Source organism: Hymenobacter rigui (assembly GCF_003944715.1).
In the GTDB taxonomy this organism is placed as follows: Bacteria; Bacteroidota; Bacteroidia; order Cytophagales; family Hymenobacteraceae; genus Hymenobacter; species Hymenobacter rigui.
The window spans coordinates 104771-128789 of record NZ_RWIT01000005.1; the positions used below are offsets into that span (position 1 = coordinate 104771).

Here is a 24019-nt window from a genome sequence, read left to right on the forward strand (position 1 = left end):
AACCTGACGGCCGGTTTTCAGCCCTTAGCGTAGTGCTTACTACCATTTCGGGGCACTTATTGCGTTGGTGGCAGCGTTGAGTAGTACAACCGGTACCGCTTTGTGTTCGTAGCCTACCAGAACGGCTGCCACTTGGTTCAGAGTTTTATTCATTTCACCCCCCGTTAGTTCATGTCTTCCCCCCGACTCAAAATAGGCTTGTACGCCTCGGTGTTGCTGGCGGTGTTTGTGCTGGCTTCCTACAAGCTGTATCGGCGCAACGACGGTAGTTCCCCGCAAAAGGACGAAGTGCTCATCAAGGCCATGCTGCAGGGCCTGAGTGCTGCGCATTATCAGCCCGAGCGTATCGACGATGCTTTTTCCAAGCGCGTTTTCGATTTGTATCTCAAGCGGCTGGATGGCAGCAAGAAATTTCTGCTCCAGACGGATGTTGCCGCCCTCTCGCAATACCAGAAGGATATTGATGATGAGGTGCAGCGTGGTACGCACGAGTTTCTGGATAAAAGCACACAGATCATGACGCAGCGCGTGAAAGACGTGCAGGGTCTGTACCGCGAGATTCTGGCTCAGCCATTCGATTTTACTACTGAGGAGAGCTTCGAAACCGAGCCCGACAAGGCAACTTTTGCCGCCAACGCTGCTGCCCAGCGTGAGGAGTGGCGTAAATTTCTGAAGTACCAGACGCTGGTACGGGTTTCGGAAATGATGGATGAGCAGACTAAGAAAAAGGATAAGCCACTGGCTTCAACCACTGCTACTCCTTCAGCCGCCACCACCTCCGAGCCTACCCGCACGCCGGCCCAAATGGAGGTTGAGGCCCGTAAGCGCGTGCTAAAGTACTTTGATGATTACTTCAAGGACCTGTCGCAGACGGATGCTAATGACCGGCTGGCTATGTATGCCAACGTCATTGCCAACACCTACGACCCGCACACTGAGTACTTCGCCCCCCGCGACAAAGACAACTTTGATATTGCCATGACTGGCCGTTTCGAAGGTATTGGTGCCACGCTGCAGGAGAAAGACGGCCAGATTAAAGTAGCCGACATCGTACCCGGCTCGGCTTCGTACCGCCAGGGCGAACTGAAAGCCGGTGATGCCATCATTCGGGTAGCCCAGGGCGCCGAGGAACCGGTTTCGGTGGAAGGCTGGCGCCTGGATAAGGCCATCGGCCTGATTCGGGGCAAGAAAGGCTCGGAAGTGCGTCTGACGGTTCGCAAGCCTGACAACAGCACCAAGGTTATTCCCATCATCCGCGACGTAGTGGTGATTGAGGAAACGTACGCACAATCGGCCACTATCAATGAGAATGGCAAGAAGCTGGGCTACATCAAATTACCGAACTTCTACGCCGACTTCAATGACAATGGTGGCCGCAGCTCGGCTGCTGATGTGAAGAAGGAACTGGAGAAACTCAAGCAGGAGAATGTACAGGGCGTAGTGCTCGACCTGCGCTTTAACGGGGGCGGCTCTTTGCAGGACGCCGTGGAAATGGCCGGCCTGTTCATTGATAGCGGCCCGGTAGTACAGGTACGGGGTGGTCAGGGTTCGGCGACTATCCTCAATGACCGTGACCCGCGCGTGCAGTACAATGGTCCGCTGGTTATTCTTGTGAACAAGTACAGCGCCTCGGCTTCTGAGATTCTGGCAGCCGCCATTCAGGACTACAAGCGCGGCGTGATTATGGGTTCGGCCAGCACCTACGGTAAAGGCACCGTGCAGCGCATCTTCGACCTGGATGATGCCATGCCCGCCGAATTCAACAGCATCAAGCCTTTCGGCTCGCTGAAGCTGACTACCCAGAAGTTCTACCGCATCAACGGTGGTTCCACGCAGTTTAAAGGTGTAATTCCGGATATCATCCTGCCCGATGCCTATAGCTACCTGGACCAGGGCGAGAAGGAAACTGATTACCCGCTTAAGTGGGACGAAATCACGCCCGCCAAGTACCGCGCCTGGAACGGAGCTCCCGCCATCGACAAACTGCGGCAGGCCAGCACGGCCCGCGTAAATGCCAGCCCCAGCTTCAAGCAGCTGACGGATATGGTGCAGCGCATGGTGAAGCGTAAGGATGACACCAAAGTGTCGCTGAAACTGGCCAACTACCGCGCTGAGCAGTTACAGGCCAAAGCTGAATCGGATAAATATGAAGCCATCCAAAATGCCGCTCAGCCGATGACTATTGCACCTCTGGCCTTTGATTTGCGCCAGCTGGGTACCGATACGTTGAAGGTAAACCGCGCCTCCCGCTTCGTGAAGCCCCTTAAAAAGGATATTACGCTGCGTGAAGCCGTAGCCGTACTGAAAGACCAGATCTAGTCTTTTCGTTAACGCTTGTTTTTCCTTTGAAGCCCTCCGCACTTGGTGCGGGGGGCTTTTTTGTTGTCCTGAATGCGCCCTACATCCTCATTAGCAAATAACCCAAATAAAACCCTCATACAAAACCAAATTAATAACTCTTCAAAACGCTGTAAATAAGCATTTTACATACCTAATAATTATGACAATATTTTTAGCAAATCAGAACCAAAAACTTAGTATCTTGGTTTATAAAGCATGACAACGAACGACATGGAAACTACCATCATTCCGCTGATTACCGACGAGCAGAAGCAAGCCGACGAAACCTGGCGCAAATCGATTCCGGCCCAGGTGTTCCTGAACTACTTCTTTGCCATCAACTACCATATTGAGCAGGCCGACGACGCTATGGGCGGCTTGCAGCACCTGCCCTATTTCCGGGCGCATCAGGCTGAGTTGACGGAGGCCGATGTGCAGGCCATAACCAAGCTCCTGCACGCCAGTTGGAGCACCGAGTACGCGCTGCGGGCTACGGCCGAGTTGGGTGACGAGGAATACCTGCGCAACGCGCTGCACTGGACGTTCCCGCAGGCCTACCATACTATTATGGCCGGGCTGCAGGGATTCCTGTACACTACCGGGGTGCGTAGCAACAATCCTTCGTTAGTTCGCCGGGAAGTGGGTCGTTTGGTGGTGCGTAACGCCTATCCACGTCCGATTTCGTTCTACGCTGCCGGTGCCTACGGCGACTTCAGCATTCATCGGCTACCGTTGGCGGGCTATAAAGCCGGTCTGCACATTGCCGGCAAGGAGATTGACGCGCAAGCGCAGATTGGTCAATTCCTGCGCACCACCCGCAAAATCAAGGCCCAGTCCACCCGCCAGCAGGTGCAGGCCAATCCTAACACGGCCATTCGCAGCCAGAAAACCGGTAAGGTGCTGGATAAATGGACGGCCGCACACTGGCAGCAAATTACCTGGCGGCTGGGCTACACCACCATCTTCGACTTGCTGGGCCGCCTGCGCATCTCGCAGACCAGCCGGGAGATTGAACGCTTTGTGGAGGCCGACATTGACTTTCAGCTTTTCCATCAGTCGCTGCTCAATATTGTGAGCTACCTCAACGGAGTACACGAAACCTACGTGGCCAAGGCCATGGGATTGGAGCGGTACCAGCAGCTGGTGGCGGAACTGCCTAAACACCTGCAGAACTCCTTTGTGCAGGAGCGCCTCCGTACCCGCATTGAACCAGTATTACGCGACGAGACGCCCATGCTGCAGATGGCTGCTTAACGCACTACTGTTACTTCCCGCTTCTTTTGTTCCCACTCCATATACACGTAAGCGCCGACCCATTGGGTCGGCGCTTTTTGCTTTATCCTGGTTCGTTGGCAGACAACTAACTAAGTATTCACTGGTTTATGCGAATAAGTGTGCAAGCCGCGCTATTTTTGCGGCTTGATTTTACCGGCCCCAGCGGGCTTTGTTTTAGACTTCGTACCATGCAGCACCTCAGCGAACAGGAGATAATCCGTCGGAACAAACTGGAAGAGCTTCAGAAACTCGGCATTGAGCCCTACCCTTCTGAGCTATTCGACGTGAACTTCTACGCCCAGGAAATCAAGGATAACTACCACCCCGAGCTCAACAACTTCCAGGATGTGAGTCTGGCGGGACGCTTGATGTCTATCCGGGTGAAGGGCAAGGCATCCTTCGCTGAGCTGCAGGACGCTTCGGGCCGGATTCAGCTTTATATCAACCGGGATGAAATCTGCCCCGGCGAGGATAAGGAGCTTTATAACACCGTATTTAAGAAGCTGCTGGACCTTGGCGACTTCGTGGGCGTGAAAGGCTACGTGTTCAACACGATGGTAGGCGAAACCTCCATTCACGTAACCGGCCTCACGGTGCTGAGCAAAAGCCTGCGTCCGTTGCCCGTGGTGAAGGAGCGTGTGGATGAAGCCACCGGCGAGAAAACTACCTACGATGCCTTCTCCGACCCCGAGCAGCGCTACCGCCAGCGGTACGTGGACCTGGTAGTGAACCCGCACGTGCGCGAGGCCTTCATCAAGCGCACCCAGCTGGTGCAGGCCATGCGCAACTATCTCAACAACAAAGGCTACCTGGAGGTAGAAACCCCCATCCTGCAGCCCCTATACGGTGGTGCTGCCGCGCGCCCCTTCAAAACGCACCACAACACGCTGGACATGACGCTGTACCTGCGCATTGCCAACGAGCTGTACCTGAAGCGCCTGATTGTGGGTGGTTTTGATGGGGTGTACGAGTTCAGCAAGGACTTCCGTAACGAGGGCATGAGCCGGTTCCACAACCCCGAGTTCACCCAGATGGAGCTGTACGTGGCGTACAAAGACTACTACTGGATGATGGACCTGGTGGAGGAGATGGTGGAGAAGGTGGCTCTGGCCCTGCACGGCAAAACCGAAGTACAGGTGGGCGAAAACCTCATCAACTTCCAGCGCCCCTGGAAGCGCTTCACCATGGCCGAATCTATTGAGCACTTCACCGGCTTCAACATTGATGGCAAGAGCGAAGACGAGCTGCGGGCCGCGGCCAAGGAGTTGAAAGTAGGTCTCGACCCCAGCATGGGCAAAGCCAAAATCATCGACGAAATCTTCGGGGAGCATGTGGAGCCCAAACTGATCCAGCCCACCTTCATCACCGATTACCCGGTGGAAATGTCGCCGCTGGCCAAAAAGCACCGCAGCAAGCCGGGCCTGGTGGAGCGGTTCGAGGCCATCTGCAACGGCAAGGAAATCTGTAACGCCTTCTCCGAGTTGAACGACCCTATCGACCAGCGTGCCCGTTTCGAGGAGCAACTGGAGTTGGGTAAGCGCGGTGACACCGAGGCTATGGTGCTTGATGAGGACTTCCTGCGGGCTTTGGAGTACGGCATGCCACCTACAGCCGGCCTGGGCATTGGTATTGACCGCCTGAGCATGATCATGACTAACTCCAACTCCATTCAGGATGTGCTGTTCTTCCCGCAGATGAAGCCGGAAAACACCAAATCGGAAAACGCCCCCAAACCGGACGCGGAAGTATAAACCAACTTGGCTATAAATCAGAAAGCCTCCTGCTGAATGTAGCAGGAGGCTTTCTTTTTAACTAACCGGGGTACTTCGTTGACCAGAGGTTTTCTGAAGAAGCTTGCGATGGGTACGTATGATTTTACTGCCGGGTCTTGTTAACCATTCTCCTGCAGAAGCTCCACGACCGGCAATTTTACAACAGATGCTCGTTCAACATCTCATTGGTCGGTTATGTATTCTTAAACGGGGCTTGCGCAAGAAGGTTACTGGATAAAGAGTTTTTTCTGTACGCATCAAAAGCAAGAAAGCCTCCCGTCAAATACTGGACGAGAGGCTTTCCTACTTAATACACAATCGGGTTACCCTTCTAAATGGGGTGTACGGAAGAAACGTGCGATGGACAGCGTGTGATTTTACTAGCAGGTTGTTTGACCAGATCCTGTTAGAAGCTCCACGGTCGGCAATTTTACTTACCGTAACTTCTCCAATCTTCTTTTAAGCCGATTGTATATTCTTTAACGGCAGCCATTAGGGATAGGTTACGAAAACAGCAGAAAATCAGGAGGCTTTGTAGCCAGGAAAATGCCGGGTATCGTCGCCAATGCCGTCATAATCAGGGTCATTATCCGTAGGATCGGAAGCAACAGATTCGGCGGACGAGGCGCGGCTGTAAGCAGGCTGGTTCAGGGAGTTGAGCAAATCATCGGCGGCAGCCCGGTCAGAGGTACGCTGCTCGGAGTCGGCGGGAGCCTGGTCTTTCAACGCAGCCAAGCGCGACTTGCCTTCTTTCAGCAGCTTGCTGAGGTCGTCACCGAGCTTGGATGCCGATTTTTTAAGGCCGGCCCGGGTTTCGTCGCCGGTTTCGGGTGCCAACAGCAAGCCGGCCACGGCTCCGGCCGTAGCGCCTACCAGCAGGGAAAGAATAACTTTGCCTTTCGTGTCTTGCATGATCAAGAAGGGTTAACGTGACGAAATACAGCCCGGTATGGGCCGGTGCTGCTATAACGCAGGCCCTAGGCCGGGGGTTAAATAAAAAAGCCACTCCTTCCGAAGAAAGAGCGGCTTTTTTAACGGGTTGCAAAGACCTACAGGTCGTTCAGCATTTTTACTACTTCGTGCTTGGCTTTGCCTAGCTTGTTCTGCAGGCGGCCTACCAGCTCGTCGCCTTTGCCTTCAGCGTAGTCCAGGTCGTCGTCGGTCAGCTGCGCATATTGCTGCTTCAGCTTGCCTTTGGCCTCGTCCCAGTTGCCTTTCAGCTTCAGTTTGGCACCGCTGCCCGAGATACCCAGATCTTCCAGCTTCTCAATATAGCCTTTGAACTTCGAGTCGAGGTCTTCGCCGTATTTTGAAAGCTGCTCGCCCAGTTGGCCGCTGTATTTGGTAGCAGCGCTGCCGATTTTTTCACGGGTGGCTTTGCCTTTATCGGGGGCCATCAGCAGGCCGGCAATGATACCAGCACCGGCACCAGCCAGAGCAGCGAGGAGAATTTTACCGGAGTTGTCTTCTTCGTGGTACGACATGATTCTTGGGGAGAGAATGGGTTGAAAATAGGTTCAGAAGGAAAACCGGCGCACCATAAGTAGTGACATCCGATTATGGGCTGCTATACGCGGCCGGCGGGCCGAGGTTTTGCGGTAAGGTAAAAATTAGCAACGGAAAATATTACTGATTCCCGCTGGTGCGACTTCCTACTGCATGGGTGAAACCCGGCTTCATATTCTCCTGACCCCGTATATTCCCCACTCACCTATTACTTTTCACTGCCATGATTCGCCTTCTTTCCTGGGCCGCTCCGGCTTTGCTGTTACTGGCCTGCCAGCGCGAAGCCACCCCTACTACTGACTGCATCGACCCCAGTAAAATCCGCAAGGATGCCATGTGCACCATGGAGTACGCCCCCGTGTGCGGCTGCAATAACCAGACGTACAGCAACGCCTGCCAGGCCAGCAACGCGGGCGTAAAAACCTATACACAGGGCGCCTGCCCAGGCTCAGGCCAGTAGTAGCCGCCCCGAAGTTTTAAGCCGACTGATGTAGCTTGCACCGCGGCCGGGGGCCGCCTAGTTTTTTCGTTTTCGTATGTCAGAGAAACGCTATTTCCGCCAACAGAATCCTTTTGTAGTGCCCACCACCGATGGCAAGCTCATAGAAGAGCACATCGGGCTGGCCAGCACCGGCACGGGCCAGTACAGCGTGGCCCACATGGTAGCCCCGCCCCAATGGAGCGAGCCGCACCAGCGCCCCGAGTTCGATGAGGTAACCATTGTGGTGCGCGGCCGCAAACGGTTTGAAATCGACGGCGACGTGGTGGAATTGGGCGCGGGCGAATCGTTGCTGATTAAGGCCGGCGCTCGGGTGCGCTACTCCAACCCTTTTGATGCCGAGTGCGAGTACTGGTCGGTATGCGTGCCGGCCTTTTCCCCCGCCACCGTAAACCGAGAGGAATAACACCGTATTGGTTGACATCGGCCCAAGCCCTTATTCTCGGATAAACCGGGGATGAGGGCTTTTTGGTGGGTGGATGCGGGGCTGATAGCTGACTTACTACTGCAACATCAGCACGCGAGATGCTTCGGCTGCGCCTCTGCATGACGGGTTTGCGGCTGTTTCGATTTACTTCATGCCCAGCCAGCGGCGCAGCTCGGGGGTGCGGTGGGAACTGCTGGTGAGCGTGGTGGAGTGGCCTTTCAGGTGCACTACCAGCGTATCGTTGAAGTAGGGCTCCAGCCGCTCGATGGCCGAAAGCTGCACCAGTTCGGTGCGGTTGAGGCGGAAAAACCGGGCGGGGTCGAGCTGGGCTTCGAGCTGGCTGAGGGTTTCGCTGAGCACGTAGGCCCGACCCTGGGCGTCGATGGCGTGTGCGACGCCGTTGCGCAGCTGGAAGTAGGCCAAATCGGCTACGTCGAGCAAGTACAGGCCCTGGCGGGATTTGCTCACGAGGCGCTGCTTATAAGTTGGGGCCGGCGCGGTTTGGCCCAGCGTGGCGGCCAGCTGCTGCAGCGCCGCCCCCTGAAACGCCTGCCGCAGCCGCTCGAACTTCTGCATGGCGGCGGCAAACTGCGCGTATTGCACCGGCTTAAGCACGTAGGCAATGCCGTTCTGCTCGAAGGCCTGCACCAGAAACGAGTCGTAGGCCGTCACGAAGATGACCGGGCTACTGACGGCCACCTGCCCGAACAGCTGAAACACGTTGCCATCCAGCAGCTCGATATCCGACAGAATCAAATCGGGGGCCGGGTGCTGGCGCAGAAAGTCCGCGGCCTCGCTCACCTGCTGGCACTCCCCCACAATGGTGGCGGCCGGCGCGTACTGCAGCGCAAAACGCCGCAGCTGGTCCAGGGCCGGTTCTTCGTCTTCAATCAGCAGCAGGCGGAGCATCGGGGTGAGTAGTGAGAAGTGAGAAGTGAGAAGTGAGAAGTGAGAAGTGGCTACGCGGATTGAATGGCAATGCTTGCTGAATCGTTGATATTCAGTGGAATATGAATATCAAGCAGAAGCGCTGCCGAGGCATTCTGTGTGGTAACGCTCGAATAGCTCAAGCCGTGGACTGCAAAGCTAGGATTAGCAGCTAGTTCCCCTCCTTGGAAAGGAGGGGAACTAGCTGCTAATCCTAGTCGCGGAAATCCTACTCTGGCACCGGGGCGCGGCGCACCAGGGGCAGCGTGACGCTGAAGTGCTCGGCAGTGTCGTCGATGCGCACGGGGGTGTCGTGGAGCAGGGCCAAGCGGGCACGCAGGCCGGCCAGGCCGCTGCCCTCGCCGGGGGCCGGCACGGGGCGGGGCTGGCGGGCGTGGCTCACCTGCAGACTATCGGCCGTGAGGGTGAGACGCACGCGCAGGGGCCGGGCGCGGCTGCCCAGGTTGTGCTTGAGGGCATTGGTGAGCAGCTCCTGCCCCACCCCGGGCGGTACCAGCAGGTGCTGCAGCTCCTCGGCTGGCACCTGCACGTCTTCCTCAAACACGTAGGCCGCCCCGAAGCGCCGCTGCAGCAGAAACTGGTAGTCGCGCAGAAACGCCAGCTCCTCGGCCACGGGCACGGCGTCCTGCTGGCGGGTGCGCACCAGGTATCGGTACAAGTTGGCCAGGTGCACCACGTAGTCGTGGGCGGCGGAGTTGGCGGACTCGATGAGGGCGGCCAGGATGTTGAGGTTGTTGAACAGAAAATGCGGGTCTACGTGCTGCTGCAGGGCCTGCAGGCGGGCCTGGGTGGCTTCCTTCTCCAGCCGCTCCACCTCCACTCGCACCTGGGCGGCGTGCTGCTGGTACAGAAACGGCAAATACACGCTGCCCACCAGCAGGTACAGAAACGCATCCGAAGCCAAGCTGCGCACCACCGGATACCAGCCCGCGTAATTGTCGTGCCCGATGTGGGTGAGCTCCAGCCCCGCCGTGAGCAGCTGCGTGAGCCCCACAAACAGCAGCGCCCCCCGCCACAGCAGCCCGAAAAAGTACCCAGCCTGCCCCGAGGCCTGCCCCCGGCGCACGGCCCGGGCGTGCAGCCGGTCCAGCAGCCCCACAATCAGCAGGGCCTGCAGAAACAGCCAGAACGGTGCATCCGGGAACAGGTAGAAGTCCTCCGCCGTTGGAGCCATCGTCAGGCGGGTGTACAGCGCCAGCAGCAACGCCAACCCGAACAGGAACAGGTAAAACCAGGGCTTTTTGCGCATGCAGTACAGGTTTGAGCAGCAAGCTAGACAACTCGGCCGTGACAGGAAACTATTCGCCACTTGACGCTATCTGTCATCCTGAGCAGAGCGAAAGACCTTATCACGTCTGAACTAGTCATCTACACGGTAGTCGTTCAGGCGTAGAAGCTGTTTAGGAAATCAAACCCGTTGTTATCCTGAGCGCAGCGAAGGACCTTCTCACGTCTGGACAGCCGTTGTTCTGACGTGAGAAGGTCCTTCGCTGCGCTCAGGATGACAGATAAGTAGCCAAACCAGACTTCCTAAACAGCTTCGTAATAAGGTCCTTCGCTCCGCTCAGGATGACAGACATAAATGCAAGACCTACTTCCTGAACAGCGTCATTACTTACCTACAACTGGCCGGTCATTTTCACTTCTTTGCCGTTTTCATCGAGGAAGCGCAGCACGGGCTGGTTGTTTTTATCGACGCCGATAGTGAGGCGGGTGCGGCCCTGACTGTCTTTGAAGTCGAGGGTTGACTGGTCGGTGTTGGCGACCAGCATCACGCGGGTGGCCCCGCGCTGGTCGGCCATTATCATGGCCGAGGAGCGGCCGGCGGTGGTGCCCACGTACATGCGGCGCATCAGCCCCAGCTTGCCCTCCTGCACGGCTTTCTGCTTTTCCTCAGCCGTGGCGTTTTTATACTTCTCCTCCAGGGCCGTCATCGATTCGTCGGGGGCGTCGTTGAAGGTGAGGCCGGCCTTGTAGCCGCCGCCCTGCTCCTGGTAGTTCAGGGCAATTACCTGGTCCTGGCCAAACCGGTCGAGGGAGAAATGGCCGCCGGCGCTGGGCTTGCCGTCGGGGCCCTTCTCGCCCCCGAAAATCAGGCCGCCACACTCCTCGCCCTTGTCGTTGTAGAACAGCATGCCGGGATGGTCGCGCTTGTAGTCGATGTGCTTACCATCAATGGTTACGCCCTGCGGAAAACGCTCCTTATTGCTCATGATCATCTTCACGGTACCGTCGCGCTCCACCAGGTTCAGGCGCTCTACTGATAGTTCCTTGAAATGCACCGGCTTATCGGGCTTGCCGAAGGCGCAGAGCAGGGCCACCAGCGGCACCACGGTGGCGCCCAGGGCGTAGGCTTTCAGAAATTTCACGTCGCGGGCAAGTTGGTTGGCGTCCATAGCAGTAGTGGGGGTTATGGGGTGATTGATGGGCCAAAACTGCTGCCTGACCGGCCCGAATGCCCGGGATTTCGCGCGAGTGCCGGAAAAATCGTGCGAGTGCCGGAAACCGGGGCCCGAGCGGGCCGGGGCAGCTTCGGGCCGGTTTGCCTATCTTTCTCCGTCACCACCTCCTTCACCGCCCCCCTATGGACCAGCGCATCATCAACCTCTTCGACGAGTACACCCACGCCCCGCTCACCCGCAAGGAGTTTCTCGACCGGCTGCTGCAGCTGGCCGGCAGCACGGCCCTGGCCACTGCCGCGCTGGCCGTGCTGGAACCCGGCTACGCCCGCGCCGCCACCGTATCGGCGGCCGACGACAAGCTGACGGAGGAAACCGTGAGCTGGTCCGGTGCGGCCGGCACCGAAATGAAGGGCTACCTGGTGCATCCGCAGGGCCGGAAGAAGCGCGGGGCCGTGGTGGTAATTCACGAAAACCGGGGCCTCACCCCCCACATCAAGGACGTAACCCGGCGCGTGGCCCAGGCCGGCTACCTGGCCCTGGGGGTGGATGCGCTGTCGGTATTCGGCGGCACGCCGGCCAATGAGGACGAGGGCCGCACGCTCATCGGCAAGCTGGATAAGCCGCAGAACATGGAAAACTACCTAGCCGCCCTGCGCTACCTGCGCCAGCGGCCCGATTGCAACGGCAAAACCGGCTGCGTAGGCTTCTGCTGGGGCGGGGCCCTGGCCAACAGCCTCGCCACCCACGATGCCCAGCTGAACGCCGCCGTGGCCTACTACGGCACCCAGCCGCCCGCTGCCGAAGCCGCCAACATCAAAGCCCACCTGCTGCTGCACTATGCCGGCCTAGATGAGCGGGTAAACGCCGGGAAGGACGCCTGGGAAGCCGCCCTGAAAGCGGCCGGTGTGAAGTACGAACAGTATGTGTACGAGGGGGTAAATCATGCCTTCAACAACGACTCCTCCCCCGCCCGCTACAATGCCGAGGCCGCTCAGCTGGCTTGGAGCCGTACGCTGAAGCTGTTTAAGGAGCAATTAGGGTAATGGCAGCCGGGTTGATTGGTATGGGTTATTGGCGGAATCTGCTGGAACCTCAGTATCCGGATGTGGCTTGCTTTGTAGATGACAGCTGGTCGGAAGCGGAACGCCAAACGGCTTTGCAGTATCTCAGCCGTGGCCGGCCGTTACACTACTGGATGGGCATGGAACGCTGCCTATTGGGCTGCGGCGAGCATCTGCATATCACAGGTTGTACGGATGGTACCTATTACTGGCCCGAAAGTCTGCTGCACTACTTGAAACAGCATGCAGTGCGACTCCCGGATACCATCATTCATCATCTGCATCAACAACCTGCTTTCCCCATTGATGCAGCAGAGGCCATAGAGGAAACAGCGCAGACTGACTTTTGCTGGTGGAAAAATCAGCGAGGCTGGCAAACCAGCGTTACTTCGTTGCAGTACCTGAGCCAACAGGAAATTCGGGGGTTTCTGCGGCGCTATGATTGCCGGCAGATTGACTATTCCGGCTTAACCTCGGCAACTGATAATACCGCACTAGTGAGCATGGTAGCCGCATTACGACAGCTAGTATCCTGATTGGAATCTGTATGCCCGATGAAAACCGCTGCCGGTCAAAATATTTTTTTGCTGGCAGCAGTTTTTTTCGTGTGGTGTAGCCGTTGCGCTGTAAGTATTAAGCCATCCACAGCAGGTACAGGCTCATATTTGACGTTGTGCAGTAGGCGTATAACCCTATCTGGAGGATAGGATTTGGCGATATTGAGCAGCTTGGATTTACCGAAAAAGCCCGCCATACTTGGGCGTTTTCGAGGGTTCCCAAGTCCCGAAACTAGCCGAATAACACCCGGCTTTCCCCTGCTGCTCTTCTTTCCACCAATTCCCACACAACCAATGAAACACCAGTTTACCTCCCTCCTGGGAGCTGCGGCACTGTGCCTGCTCGGCTCCTTCACCGCCCACGCCCAAACCTACCAGCAGGTATGGGCCGATGAGTTCAACGGCAGCATCAGCTCCAGCTGGGTATTTGAAACCGGCGGCGGCGGCTGGGGCAACAACGAGAAGCAGTACTACCAGCGCGCCAACGCTACCGTCACCAGCACTGAGCTGCAGATTACGGCCCGCAAGCAGAGCGTGGGCGGCATGCCCTACACCTCGGCCCGCATGAAAACGCAGGGGCTGAAAGAGTTCAAGTACGGCAAGGTGGAGGCCCGCATCAGGATGCCGCTGGGCCAGGGCTTATGGCCAGCCTTCTGGATGCTGGGTGCCAACATCAACACGGTGAGCTGGCCGGCCTGCGGCGAAATTGACGTGATGGAGCACATCAACACCGAAAACAAGGTGTACGGCACCGTGCATTGGGACAGCAACGGCCACGCCGAATACGGCGGCAACATCATTACCTCCCCCGATGCCTACCACGTCTATTCCATCGAATGGGAGCCGACCTACATCCGCTGGTTTGTGGATGGCACTAAGTACCACGAAATCAACATTACCAACGGCACGGGCGGCACTGAGGAATTTCAGCGGCCCTTCTTCCTGCTGCTGAACCTGGCCGTAGCCGGCAACTGGCCCGGCCAGACGGTGGATGAGAGCAAGCTCCCTGCTACCATGTCGGTGGATTACGTGCGGGTGTACCAGAAAACCACGGCCTCTACGGCCATTACCCTGCAGGCCGAAAGCTACAGCGCCATGAACGGGGTGCAGGTAGAAGCCACTACCGACACGGGCGGGGGCCAGAACGTGGCCTACATCGACGCCGGCGACTGGATGGCCTACAACAATGTCAACTTCCCAACCTCCGGTAACTACTTGCTGGAATACCGCGTGGCCAGCCCCTCGGGCGGCACCCTGTCGTCGGATTTGAACGCCGGCGCCATTCAGCTGGGCAACACGGCCATTCCGGCTACGGGTGGCTGGCAGAAATGGACTACCGTTTCCAAAACCGTGTATATCAACGCCGGTACGTACAACTTCGGCGTATTTGCCCAAACCGCCGGCTGGAACCTGAACTGGATTCGGATTTCTCAGGCCGGCAGCGCCCGAACCGCCACCGTTACCGCCACTACCCCGGCCAAAACGGGCAGCTTCGACGTAGCCGTGTACCCCAACCCCCAGACGGCCGGCTCCGCCCTCACCATTGAGCTGCAAAACGCCGACCTCACCCAGCCGACTACCGTGCAGGTGCTGGATGCAAGCGGCAAGCAGGTGTGGCAGCACACGGCCTTCGGTAACGCCGTGAAAGTGGACCGTACTCTGCCCAGCGGCGTGTACCTGATTCAGGCCACAAACGCCACCGGCAAAATCACGAAGCAGCTGCTGGTGCAATAGGTAGGCTTAGTCATTGCGAACGAAGCAATCCTTCCTTCACAAAGCACTGAACCCTGAAAAAGCAGAAAGCCCCTGACGCCAGTACGGACGTCAGGGGCTTTTTCTTCTTTATTGCTTATCACCTTGAAAAGGACAGATTGCTTCGCTCCGCTCGCAATGACAAGCTCTCTACCAGCTTACATACGCTGCTCGGGCTTGGCGGCGGGCAGGGGCTTGCGGGGCAGCTTGGCGTCGCGCATGGCGGCCTGGTACACGAAGGATGCCACTACCACCGAGGCCTGCTTCATATCGTCGGCGGGCAGGCGCTCATAGGTATCCATGTTGGTGTGGTGGGTGCGGGTGCCGTAGTCCAGGGGGTCCTGAATGAACTGGAAACCGGGCAGGCCCACGGCATCAAACGAGAGGTGGTCGGTGCCGCCGGTGTTGCGCAGCGTAACGGTGGTAGCGCCCAACTCGGCGAAGGGTTTCAGCCAATCGGTAAACACCGGCACTACGGCCTCGTTGCCTTGGGCGTAAATCCCCCGGATTTTGCCAGCACCGTTGTCGAGGTTGAAGTAGGCGGCCAGCTTCTCGTGGTCGGGCAGCAGCTTCATGGTGGCGGGGTCGGCGAAGTGGTTTTTCACGTAGTTGCGCGAGCCGAACAGGCCCTGCTCCTCCTCACCCCACAACGCCACCCGAATGGTACGGCGAGGCTGCACCCCGGCCGCTTTCAGAATGCGCATGGCCTCCATCATCACGGCGCAGCCAGCGGCGTTGTCGGTAGCGCCGGTGGCGGCGTGCCAGGAGTCGATGTGGGCACCCAGCATCACCACTTCGCTTTTCAGCTTTTTATCGGTGCCCGGAATTTCAGCTACCACGTTGTAGCCTTTCAGGTCCTGATTCTGAAAGCGGGTGCGGGTTTCCAGCTCAATTTCTACCGGAATACCGGCTTCGGCGAGGCGAATGAGGCGCAGCTGGTCTTCGGGGGCCATTTCCAGTTCGGGCAGCACGGGCTTGGCATCGGCGGCATAGGGCGCACCGTTCGAGGTGAAGAAGGTACCATCGGAGCCACCGCGGGTGCTCAGGATGGCCGCCGCGCCTTCGCTCAGAATCATATCCGACATCTTGGTGCGCAGGGCCATCATGGTGCGGCGCTGGGCCGTGCGCTTCTCCATTTCCGCGTCGTCGGGTTTGGCCGCGGGGGGCTCGGGCTTGAAGTCAGCCATTTTCTGCAGCTCCTCGGCGGTGTAGCGTTTGGCGTCGGGCTCGAAGCTGGGTTTAGGCGGGTTAGCCACATCCAGCAATACAATCTTGTCGCGCAGCTGGCCTTTATACTTATCCAGCTCGGCTTCCGTGGTGGCTTTTACCACAACCACCTGCTTTTTGAGCGGGCCGTTGGTGCTGGGCGTCCAGGCCTTGGGAGCCCCGATGAGGGTGTGGTAATAGGGGGCCGTCATGGCCACGTACGACTTCTCAATGTCCCAGCCCCGCCCGAAGGTACCCCAGGGCTCGATGGTAGATTTAGCGAGGCCCCAGGTGGTGAACTGCTTCTGCGTCCACTCGTTGGCGCGGGCCAGGCCAGCCGAGTTGGCCAAGCGGGGGCCGCATACATCGGTCAGGTAAAAGGCCGTTTCCATCACTTTGGAGCGGTTCATACCCTCGTCTTTGATTTTGGCCAGCATGGCCGGGTCGGCTTTGGTACCTTGTTGAGCCAAGGCAGGGGCGGTGAAGGCCAAGCCGCTGGCTAAGGCGAGGAGTTGAAGTTTGTTCATGCGGGTCGGTTGTAGAGTGGAGGTTTCTCCCCCTAAAGAACCAGAAAAAAACGTGGCGTTGCGTACGACCTGCCAGCTTCAACTCCGTACCTCTATCCGGGCATGTGGTGTGGCAACCAACGGGCGCGAAACGCCACACCTTCCTCCCCCCGCGTACTGCACTTCTGCCCGTGTAGCTGCAGCATCTCATTATTTATATAATTTTTACTATATTCAATACATCCGGGCTGCTTTCGGCTCCTCCGGGCAGGCGGCTATTCCTATTCTGGTAATCCGTTGCCGGCTCGCGCATTTTCGTATCTCCTGTGCCATTTATACCCTCCCACCCGCCTTACGCGCCATGGATGTGCTCAAGCGCAACAACGTCCGGATACTGGGACACGGAAACCAGACGCTGCTGTTCGTGAATGGCTTCGGGTGCGACCAAACCATCTGGCGCTACATCACTCCGGCGTTTTCCGAGCAGTTCCGGCTGGTGCTTTACGACCATGTGGGGTCCGGGCTGTCGGATAGAACTGCTTACGAGCCGGCCCGCTATGCCTCCCTGGATGGGTACGCCCTCGATTTGCTTGATATTTGCCAACAACTGAATCTGCGGGAAGTAACGCTTATTGGGCACTCAGTAGGTGCCATGATTGGGATGCTGGCCGCTATTCGGGAGCCGCACTACTTTCAGCAGCTGCTTCTGCTGTGCCCTTCGCCCTGCTACCTCAACGAAGGCAGCTACCACGGCGGGTTTGAGCGCCGGGATCTGGAGGAGATGCTGGCCTTTATGGACAAGGATTTTGTAGGCTGGGCCGATTATATCACCCCATTCATCATGGGTAACCCCGACCAGCCTTCCCTTACGGCGGAGCTGGCGCACAGCTTCTGCCAGAACGACCCGGTTATTGCCCGGAAGTTTGCACGCGTTACGTTTCTGGGCGACAACCGCGCCGACGTAACGCAGTGCCAAACGCCTTGCCTGCTGGTACAGTGCGCCGAAGATGTAATTGCTCCACTGGAAGTAGGCGACTATCTACAGGCCTACCTGCCCCACGCCCGCCTCATTACGCTGCCCGTGGCCGGGCATTGCCCGCACGTAAGTGCCCCCACCGAAACGCTGAGTGCCCTAGAGACTTATATGGCGGCGTGAGGTGGGGTGTTATACCTGAGGTAAAACGAAATCTTTGCGGATATTCAGCCCGTCCAGTTCTCATTTTACCTCTATCCTTCCGTGCCGTTTCGTTTTCTGTTACTCACATTTCTGTGCCTGCTGCCATTTCTCGCCAGCGCCCAGACCCCCACTCCCGATAGTAGCTACGCTGCCAAGCTGAAAGCGCCGGGTGTGAAAATGATTCCCATTGACGGCAAGTACAAGGTGTGGACCCAGAAGGTGGGCACAGGCAACATCAAGCTGCTGGTGCTGCACGGCGGCCCGGGCAACACGCATGAGTATTTTGAGAATTTCCCGCAGTACCTGGCCAAAGAAGGCGTAGAAATCTATTACTACGACCAGCTCAACTCCTTCCACTCCGATAAAACCGATGATAAAAGCGTGTGGACCATTCCGCGCTTTGTAGAGGAGGTAGAGCAGGTACGTAAGGGGTTGGGGCTGGACCAGTTTTACCTGCTGGGCCACTCCTGGGGCGGCATGCTGGCCCTGGAATACGCCGCCAAATACCCCGAGCATATAAAAGGGCTCATTATGTCCAACATCGGCTACAAGGCCACAGTATTCAACAAGAACCGCTTCAGCCAGTACGCGGATATTATTCGGCGGCAGGCCGCGCAACAGGGCAAGGTCATTGCCGGCCTCGATACAATGGGGCTGATGAGCCTTACGCCTCACATCACGCCGGCCGTTACCAAGGAGTTTCGCAGCCTGCACATGATGCGCCGGGTGCCCGAGCCGCCCATCTACACGCGCAGCCAGGCCCACATTACCCGCACCTACGCAGTTAGCTTCATGCCGTTCATGCTGGCCTGGGACTTCTCCGGCCGGTTGGCCACCATCAAGCCGCCCACGCTGGTTATCGGCGCGCAGCACGACTTTGTGCCGCCGGCCGATATTGCTTACATGAAAAAGCACATTCCGAACTGCCAGGCCTACGTCTGCCCCGACGGCTCGCACTTCGCCATGTGGGACGACCCCGAGCATTACTTCCCGGCACTAATCAAGTTCCTGCGCAAAACGGAGCGGAAAGGGTAGCTTCAGTTCCTCACGTTCCACTTCCTGCCATGACCGTCGAGTACATCCGCTACCGCATTGCCGCCGACCAGCAGCCGGCGTTTATCGAAGCCATCCGGTATACCAACAAGTTGCTGGCTGCCGCGCCCGACTGCCTGCGCTACCAGCTGGCGCACTGCGAGGAAGATGCCGAGCTGTTCATCTGGCGCATTGAGTGGACCTCAGTGGAGCGGCACTTGCAGGGCTTCCGCAAAAGCGCAGAGTTCGGGGTATTTTTTCAGCTGGTGAAGCCGTTTTACGCCAGTATTCAGGAGATGAACCACTATATGGTGGTGGAGTAAAAGAACTTCGCAAAAGGTGAGTAGCCGAAGCGTTTCGTGCGTCAGCCATGAACGTCATGCAGAGGCGGAGCCGAAGCATCTCGCGTGCTAACGCTGCCATAGTAACTTCTGCCAGATATTGATTCATGTACATCTATCTGCTTAAGAATCCGGCGCATACTGTCCTTTACACTGGCATAACCAATGATTTGGAGCGGCGCCTGTACGAACACGCTCAAAACCTAGGCAACGCCAGCAGATTTACCGGACGTTATCAATGTAATCTGTTGGTTTACTTTGAAGTATGTGCCGACGCTGTGCAGGCTATTGCGCGCGAGAAAGAAATAAAGGGATGGAGTCGAGCTAAAAAGAAAGCACTGATAGCAACAACAAATTCAGACTGGTAACCTATTAATTTGCAGACGTGGACCGGCTGATGCTGTATTTGATGGCGGTGAACATCTATGCGCTTACGGTTGAGTAGTAATGCAACCTCAGCACGCGAGATGCTTCGGCTCCGCCTCTGCATGACGTTCATGGCTACCCATACATAACAACCCCCGCCCCGCCCCGCTCGTCTAAACAGGCTACTACCTTTCGCCTAGCCGATGAGTCTCTGGGAAATTATTAAGCGCCTGCTGCCGTATGTGCGGCCGTATCGGGGGCTCGTCATGGCCACGTTGCTGCTCACGTTGGTCGGCTCGTTGGCGGCGCAGGTGAATCCGTTTGTGCTGCGCTACACCGTGGATACCGTGCAGGGCATGCTTGACCGCAACCAGGGCCTTGTGCACGGGGCCAACCTATTGCTGCTGGTGAGCGGGCTGCTGCTGGGCAAGGAAATCATCAACACGCTCATCCAGTTCGGGCAGAAGTTTTACGGCGAGAAAATCCGCATCAACGTATCCAGCACCCTTTCGCAGGATGCGGTGCACAAGGTGCTGAGCTACCAGTTGGGTTTTTATTCCGACAGCGGCAACCAGACCGGCAAGCTCCAGACCCGCATCGATAGGGGCGTGGAAAGCCTGATGAAGCTGGTGCAGAACTTCTTTATCGACATTCTGCCGCTGTTTGCCAATGCCATTGTGGCGCTGGTGGTCATGTTCACGGCCAACGTGTACGTGGGACTGGTGGCCGTGGCGGTACTGCCAGTGTACTTCTGGCTGAGCTACCGCCAGGCCGATAAGCTCAACGGCACTCGCCGGGCGCTGCGCGGGTTGCGCGAGGCCAAAAGCCAGGGCCTCGTGAATCTGATTGATTCGGCGGTGGTCATCAAAAGCTTCGTGCGCGAGGACTACGAGGAGCAGAAGCAGGCCCAAGTGCAGCAGAACCTCCAGGAAGCTCAGCTGCAAACCCGAAAAACCAACTTCCTCTACGACGGCCTCAAGACCTTCACCGAGCAGATTGGCGTCGTGCTCATCATTATCCTGACGGCCTACCTGGTGCTGGACCAGCAGATCAGCATCGGGGCCATCATGTTCCATATTCTGCTGTTCAACAACGTGTCGGCCCCCATCCGGCAGCTGCACCGCATTTATGATGAGATGAACGACGCCCTCACCTACTCCGAGGGCTTCTTCGATATTCTCGACGCCCACGACGCCGTGGAGCCCACCGGCCCGCTTCTCCCCGACCATTTGCAGGGCACCTTCGACATCTGTAACGTGGACTTCACCTACCCCAGCGGCACCCAGGCCCTGCACGACGTATGCCTGACCATTGAGGCCGGCAAAACTACCGCGCTGGTGGGCCTGAGCGGGGCCGGCAAAAGCACCATCATCAACCTGCTCTGCAAGTTCTACGCCCCCGACCACGGCCGCATGCTGCTCGATGGCAAGCCACTGGCCGATTACAACACCCACGCCCTGCGCCAGCAAATAGGGCTGGTGCTCCAGAAAAACCACATTTTCAAGGGCACCATTGAGGAGAACATCCGCTACGGTGTGATGGACGCCACTCTCGACCAGATTAAGGCCGCCGCCAAACAAGCCTACCTGCACGAGCAGATTATGGAGCTACCCAAAGGCTACCAGAGCGACGCTCAGCAGCTTTCGGGCGGGCAGCAGCAGCGCATTGCCATTGCGCGGCTGTTCCTGAAAAACCCGCCCATCATTTTCCTCGACGAGCCCACCGCCTCCCTCGACGCTATTGCCACCGAGCAGATCAAAAACTCCCTCGACGCCATCAAAAAGGGCCGCACGGTGGTAATCATTTCCCACAGCCTCGCCCAGATTGTCGATTCCGACTGCATCTACGTGATGAAGCAGGGCCGCATGGTGGAAAGCGGCACCCACGAGCACCTCTACGACCTGCGCGGCACCTACCGCGAAATCTTCGACGCCTCCGCCCGCAGCCTCAACATCGAAAAGCTGGCCCGCGTGATGGTGGATGAGGAAGACGAGGTAGGCGACACGGCGGGGTGAGGCACGGCTGGCTTGTATCCTGCCTATCTTTGAATCTCACATAGTTTTTAACTACAAATGGGATTTAAAATTACTCCGCTAGAAATTCGTGACGGCCAGTGGCGCATAAATTGGATTCCGCTAGTTATCTGGGTTTGTATTTTCAACTTGAGTGTTATGGCTTGGCTTGGTCACATGATAAGAATGGCTAAGCATCCGGTGTTGGTAACTGGCGCGCAAGTCACTATCTATTCAATGGCTACTGATACCGCACGCGACTCTCACGTCGTTGGAACACTTACTGCAGGTAATACCGTGAATTTGGACAGTATACAGGCAGATGGTTGGTGCCGAGTATCACTCCCGGAAGCGGGCCTCCCGCCTTTAGATGGCTACGTTCAGCAACAGTTCCTATCCATTCCCAAAGCAACACGAGAGGCGCTGGTCACTCAACAACAGACACAATAATGACCCTCGACCTTACCGGCATCACCAGCAAAGCTGCCATTCACCAGCTGTTCAAGGAGCAGTTGGGCTTTGAGGACTGGTACGGCCCGAGCTGGGACGCTTTCTGGGATTCCATCATTGCCATTGTGGAAATGCCGCCTGTGCTGACGCTCACGAACTGGGAGGAGTTTGCCCGCTGCTGCCCCCGCGACATGCAGATTCTGCGGCAGGTGATACAGGATTACGAAGTGGAAATGGCTCCCAAACGCATTGTATTGGGGTAGCTGCCGGGAAAATCATGCGCTGCGGCACGAGTATAAGCGTAACCGAAGAATTACCTTTAGGCGGCCTGGTTTGCCCGTTGCCCGATGAAACATATTCTGCTCCTTGCGCTGCTGCTAGCCGGTCTTCCGGTCTGTGGCCAGAAAGCGCCGTTTGCCATTCGCACTATTCCACTGCCCCCAGAAATTGCGGATAAGAACAACCAGTTTTCCGGGCTGTATCTGCGCGGCATGGAACTGCTGCTGCTCTCTGAAAGCCGTTTGCAGGACCAGGCCGAGGCAAAAGTGTACGGCATCAGCCTGAGCAGCCTGGAGGCGCAGCTGGCCGGCAACTCGAAGGACGTACATTATAAGAAATACCGCATCCGGGGGCTTGATCGAATCAGGGCCCGGATTGATAGCGCCTGCCAGCTGTATGAGGGGCTGGAAGGCCTCACCATGATTGGCAACGACGCCTATTTCACCATCGAAACGGCTACTGAATCGGCGTACTGCTACGTGGTGAAGGGCTCATTGAGCGAAGAAAACGCCACCATCACCATGGATGCCCGCTATCTGGTGCCGTTGGCAAAACCGGCCCTTACCGATGGCACGCACATTCACAACGCCGGGTTTGAAGCGGCCACTGGGTACAACCAGAGTCTGCTGTTCCTCTTCGAGTACAACTACTTCACTCACGACAACATCGCCTTCCGGCTCCCCACCGCCGCCGTCCGGAACGATGTTCCGCAATATGTGCCGGTGCAGCGCCTGCCCTTCCGCATCACCGACCTGGTGTACGAGGGCAAAAACCGCTTCACGGCCATCAACTACTTTTTCAGCGGCGACGAGGACAGCGTGTACCGGGCTCCGGCTGCCGACCCAAACGCCCGCTTCATTCGCAGCGGCAGCGGCTACCAGAACTACTGCCGCCTCATCAGTATGCGGTACAGGCGTGATAAAATTACGTGGAAGCCGCTGTTCGAGCTGCCCCGGGAGTACATGACCTATAACTGGGAAGGCCTGGCCGCTTACTGGGGCGGCTACTTCCTCATCAATGACAAGTACGGCCCGTCGGGCCAGTCCACATTGCTGTATCTTCAGAAAAAGTAAGCGCGTTTGCAGGAGTCCAGTAGCACATCATGCTAACGGATAGAACATCATGCAGAGCGCATAGAGCGAGATTCCTCCGCTCGGAATGACGTTCCTGATTGCCTCAACATACTTTACCCATTTCCTGATGCTCCGCGCCTGCCTTCTGCTTCTGCCACTTCTGCTATTCAGCCGTTTAATGCTGGGCCAAAAGACGGTGCCGTACGGACACAATCCGGCCGCGGGCAAGTTTGCTGCGGTGCGCGGCGTGAAGCTGTACTACGAGACGTACGGTGCCGGGGCTCCGCTGCTGCTGCTGCACGGCAACGGCGGCAGCAGCCAGGATTTCGCCCAAACCATTCCGTACTTCGCCAAAAAATACCGCGTCATTGCCCTCGACAGCCGGGCCCACGGCCAGTCGGCAGATGCCGGCGACTCCCTGAGCTTTGAGCTGCTGGCCGACGACTGCGCGGCTCTGCTCACGCACCTGCGCCTCGACTCAGCCTATGTGCTGGGCTGGAGCGACGGGGGCATTACGGCGCTATTGCTGGCCCAGCGCCACCCCGGCAAGGTGAAGCGCCTGGCCGCCACTGGCGCTAACCTCTGGCCCGACTCAACGGCCCTGATGCCTGAGCTGTGGCAGCAGATGAAGCGCGGCTATCAGGAAGGTCGCACCCAGCACTTCACCGATGCCAAGCGCCGCAACGACTGGAAGGTATTTCTGCTCGACTGGCGCCACCCGCACGTGCCGTTGCCGACACTGGCAGGCATTAAGGCCCCCGCCTTCATCATTGCCGGCGACCGGGACGTAATCCGGCCGGAACACACGGTGGCTATTTACCAGAATCTGCCCCGGGCCTGGCTCTGGATTGTGCCCAACAGCGGCCACGCCACCCTGCACGAGCACGCCGACGAGTTCAACCGCAAAGTGGAGGAGTTCTTTCGGGCAAAGTTTCCCGCAAAGGCAAGCCACTAAGCAGCAGCCGGCTACCATCCTGCCTACCGGGCAGGTTATCTGCGGGGTAGACTATTTGAAGAGTTGACTTGTTGTAGCAGAAG

The 24019-nt window shown here is 57.6% G+C and carries 22 protein-coding genes; 16 read left to right on the top strand and 6 right to left on the bottom strand.

Annotated elements, in window-relative coordinates; all coding sequences use genetic code 11:
• Nucleotides 1–171 precede the first annotated feature (171 nt).
• The 3 genes from EI291_RS11375 (at nt 172) to lysS (ending at nt 5366) form a co-directional block, all read left to right on the top strand.
• Nucleotides 172–2319: a carboxy terminal-processing peptidase gene (locus tag EI291_RS11375; protein WP_125419946.1), complete on the top strand. Its 2148-nt coding sequence runs from the start codon at nt 172–174 to the stop codon at nt 2317–2319.
• A gap of 237 nt (nt 2320–2556) precedes the next feature.
• A complete protein-coding gene (locus tag EI291_RS11380; protein WP_240635518.1) occupies nt 2557–3594 on the top strand; it encodes a hypothetical protein in 1038 nt (345 codons plus the stop codon).
• A 209-nt stretch (nt 3595–3803) separates the two neighbouring features.
• Entirely contained in the window at nt 3804–5366 is a 1563-nt protein-coding gene (gene lysS, locus EI291_RS11385; RefSeq protein ID WP_125419947.1) for a lysine--tRNA ligase, read from the top strand.
• A 543-nt stretch (nt 5367–5909) separates the two neighbouring features.
• Here the strand turns inward: lysS and EI291_RS11390 are convergent.
• Both EI291_RS11390 and EI291_RS23435 read right to left on the bottom strand, forming a co-directional pair.
• Nucleotides 5910–6299 (bottom strand): YtxH domain-containing protein, encoded by a 390-nt coding sequence (locus tag EI291_RS11390; RefSeq protein ID WP_125419948.1) that lies wholly within the window; start codon nt 6297–6299, stop codon nt 5910–5912.
• Between the two features lie 137 nt (nt 6300–6436).
• The gene (locus EI291_RS23435) at nt 6437–6871 is read right to left on the bottom strand and encodes a CsbD family protein (RefSeq protein WP_125419949.1); all 435 of its coding nucleotides are present in this window, start codon (nt 6869–6871) and stop codon (nt 6437–6439) included.
• A gap of 245 nt (nt 6872–7116) precedes the next feature.
• On the opposite strand from EI291_RS23435, the gene EI291_RS11400 reads away from it, so the two are divergent.
• Both EI291_RS11400 and EI291_RS11405 read left to right on the top strand, forming a co-directional pair.
• Nucleotides 7117–7353 carry a Kazal-type serine protease inhibitor family protein gene (locus EI291_RS11400; RefSeq protein WP_125419950.1) on the top strand — a complete coding sequence of 79 codons (237 nt, stop codon included), beginning with the start codon at nt 7117–7119 and terminating at the stop codon, nt 7351–7353.
• A 76-nt stretch (nt 7354–7429) separates the two neighbouring features.
• Nucleotides 7430–7798: a cupin domain-containing protein gene (locus EI291_RS11405; RefSeq protein ID WP_125419951.1), complete on the top strand. Its 369-nt coding sequence runs from the start codon at nt 7430–7432 to the stop codon at nt 7796–7798.
• Between the two features lie 165 nt (nt 7799–7963).
• Here the strand turns inward: EI291_RS11405 and EI291_RS11410 are convergent, their stop codons facing one another.
• The 3 genes from EI291_RS11410 to EI291_RS11420 all read right to left on the bottom strand — a co-directional run bounded on the left by EI291_RS11410 (nt 7964) and on the right by EI291_RS11420 (nt 11163).
• Complete coding sequence (locus tag EI291_RS11410) at nt 7964–8728, bottom strand: LytR/AlgR family response regulator transcription factor (RefSeq protein WP_125419952.1); 765 nt, start codon at nt 8726–8728, stop codon at nt 7964–7966.
• A gap of 247 nt (nt 8729–8975) precedes the next feature.
• Complete coding sequence (locus tag EI291_RS11415) at nt 8976–10016, bottom strand: sensor histidine kinase (protein ID WP_125419953.1); 1041 nt, start codon at nt 10014–10016, stop codon at nt 8976–8978.
• Between the two features lie 370 nt (nt 10017–10386).
• On the bottom strand, nt 10387–11163 hold the full coding sequence (locus tag EI291_RS11420; RefSeq protein ID WP_125419954.1) for a hypothetical protein: 777 nt from the start codon (nt 11161–11163) through the stop codon (nt 10387–10389).
• A gap of 188 nt (nt 11164–11351) precedes the next feature.
• On the opposite strand from EI291_RS11420, the gene EI291_RS11425 reads away from it, so the two are divergent.
• From EI291_RS11425 to EI291_RS11435, 3 genes are all read left to right on the top strand, one after another.
• Nucleotides 11352–12212 carry a dienelactone hydrolase family protein gene (locus EI291_RS11425; protein ID WP_125419955.1) on the top strand — a complete coding sequence of 287 codons (861 nt, stop codon included), beginning with the start codon at nt 11352–11354 and terminating at the stop codon, nt 12210–12212.
• Nucleotides 12212–12766 carry a hypothetical protein gene (locus EI291_RS11430; RefSeq protein WP_125419956.1) on the top strand — a complete coding sequence of 185 codons (555 nt, stop codon included), beginning with the start codon at nt 12212–12214 and terminating at the stop codon, nt 12764–12766. Before EI291_RS11425 ends, EI291_RS11430 begins: the two co-directional genes overlap by 1 nt.
• A 315-nt stretch (nt 12767–13081) precedes the next feature.
• Nucleotides 13082–14521: a carbohydrate-binding protein gene (locus tag EI291_RS11435; RefSeq protein ID WP_170172606.1), complete on the top strand. Its 1440-nt coding sequence runs from the start codon at nt 13082–13084 to the stop codon at nt 14519–14521.
• A 176-nt stretch (nt 14522–14697) separates the two neighbouring features.
• Here the strand turns inward: EI291_RS11435 and EI291_RS11440 are convergent, their stop codons facing one another.
• Nucleotides 14698–16272 (bottom strand): M28 family metallopeptidase, encoded by a 1575-nt coding sequence (locus EI291_RS11440; RefSeq protein ID WP_125419957.1) that lies wholly within the window; start codon nt 16270–16272, stop codon nt 14698–14700.
• Between the two features lie 340 nt (nt 16273–16612).
• Here EI291_RS11440 and EI291_RS11445 point away from each other — a divergent pair, with 340 nt between their 5' ends.
• From EI291_RS11445 to EI291_RS11480, 8 genes are all read left to right on the top strand, one after another.
• Nucleotides 16613–17407, top strand: a complete 795-nt coding sequence (locus EI291_RS11445; RefSeq protein ID WP_125419958.1) for an alpha/beta fold hydrolase — start codon at nt 16613–16615, stop codon at nt 17405–17407.
• An 81-nt stretch (nt 17408–17488) separates the two neighbouring features.
• Nucleotides 17489–18463, top strand: a complete 975-nt coding sequence (locus tag EI291_RS11450) for a proline iminopeptidase-family hydrolase (protein WP_125419959.1) — start codon at nt 17489–17491, stop codon at nt 18461–18463.
• 29 nt (nt 18464–18492) lie between these two features.
• Entirely contained in the window at nt 18493–18783 is a 291-nt protein-coding gene (locus tag EI291_RS11455; protein ID WP_125419960.1) for a putative quinol monooxygenase, read from the top strand.
• Between the two features lie 125 nt (nt 18784–18908).
• On the top strand, nt 18909–19169 hold the full coding sequence (locus tag EI291_RS11460) for a GIY-YIG nuclease family protein (RefSeq protein ID WP_125419961.1): 261 nt from the start codon (nt 18909–18911) through the stop codon (nt 19167–19169).
• 201 nt (nt 19170–19370) lie between these two features.
• Entirely contained in the window at nt 19371–21182 is a 1812-nt protein-coding gene (locus tag EI291_RS11465) for an ABC transporter ATP-binding protein (protein ID WP_125419962.1), read from the top strand.
• A 446-nt stretch (nt 21183–21628) separates the two neighbouring features.
• Nucleotides 21629–21892, top strand: a complete 264-nt coding sequence (locus tag EI291_RS11470; RefSeq protein ID WP_125419963.1) for a barstar family protein — start codon at nt 21629–21631, stop codon at nt 21890–21892.
• Between the two features lie 84 nt (nt 21893–21976).
• Nucleotides 21977–22981 carry a hypothetical protein gene (locus EI291_RS11475; protein ID WP_125419964.1) on the top strand — a complete coding sequence of 335 codons (1005 nt, stop codon included), beginning with the start codon at nt 21977–21979 and terminating at the stop codon, nt 22979–22981.
• A gap of 196 nt (nt 22982–23177) precedes the next feature.
• Nucleotides 23178–23936: an alpha/beta fold hydrolase gene (locus EI291_RS11480; protein WP_240635519.1), complete on the top strand. Its 759-nt coding sequence runs from the start codon at nt 23178–23180 to the stop codon at nt 23934–23936.
• Nucleotides 23937–24019 lie beyond the last annotated feature (83 nt).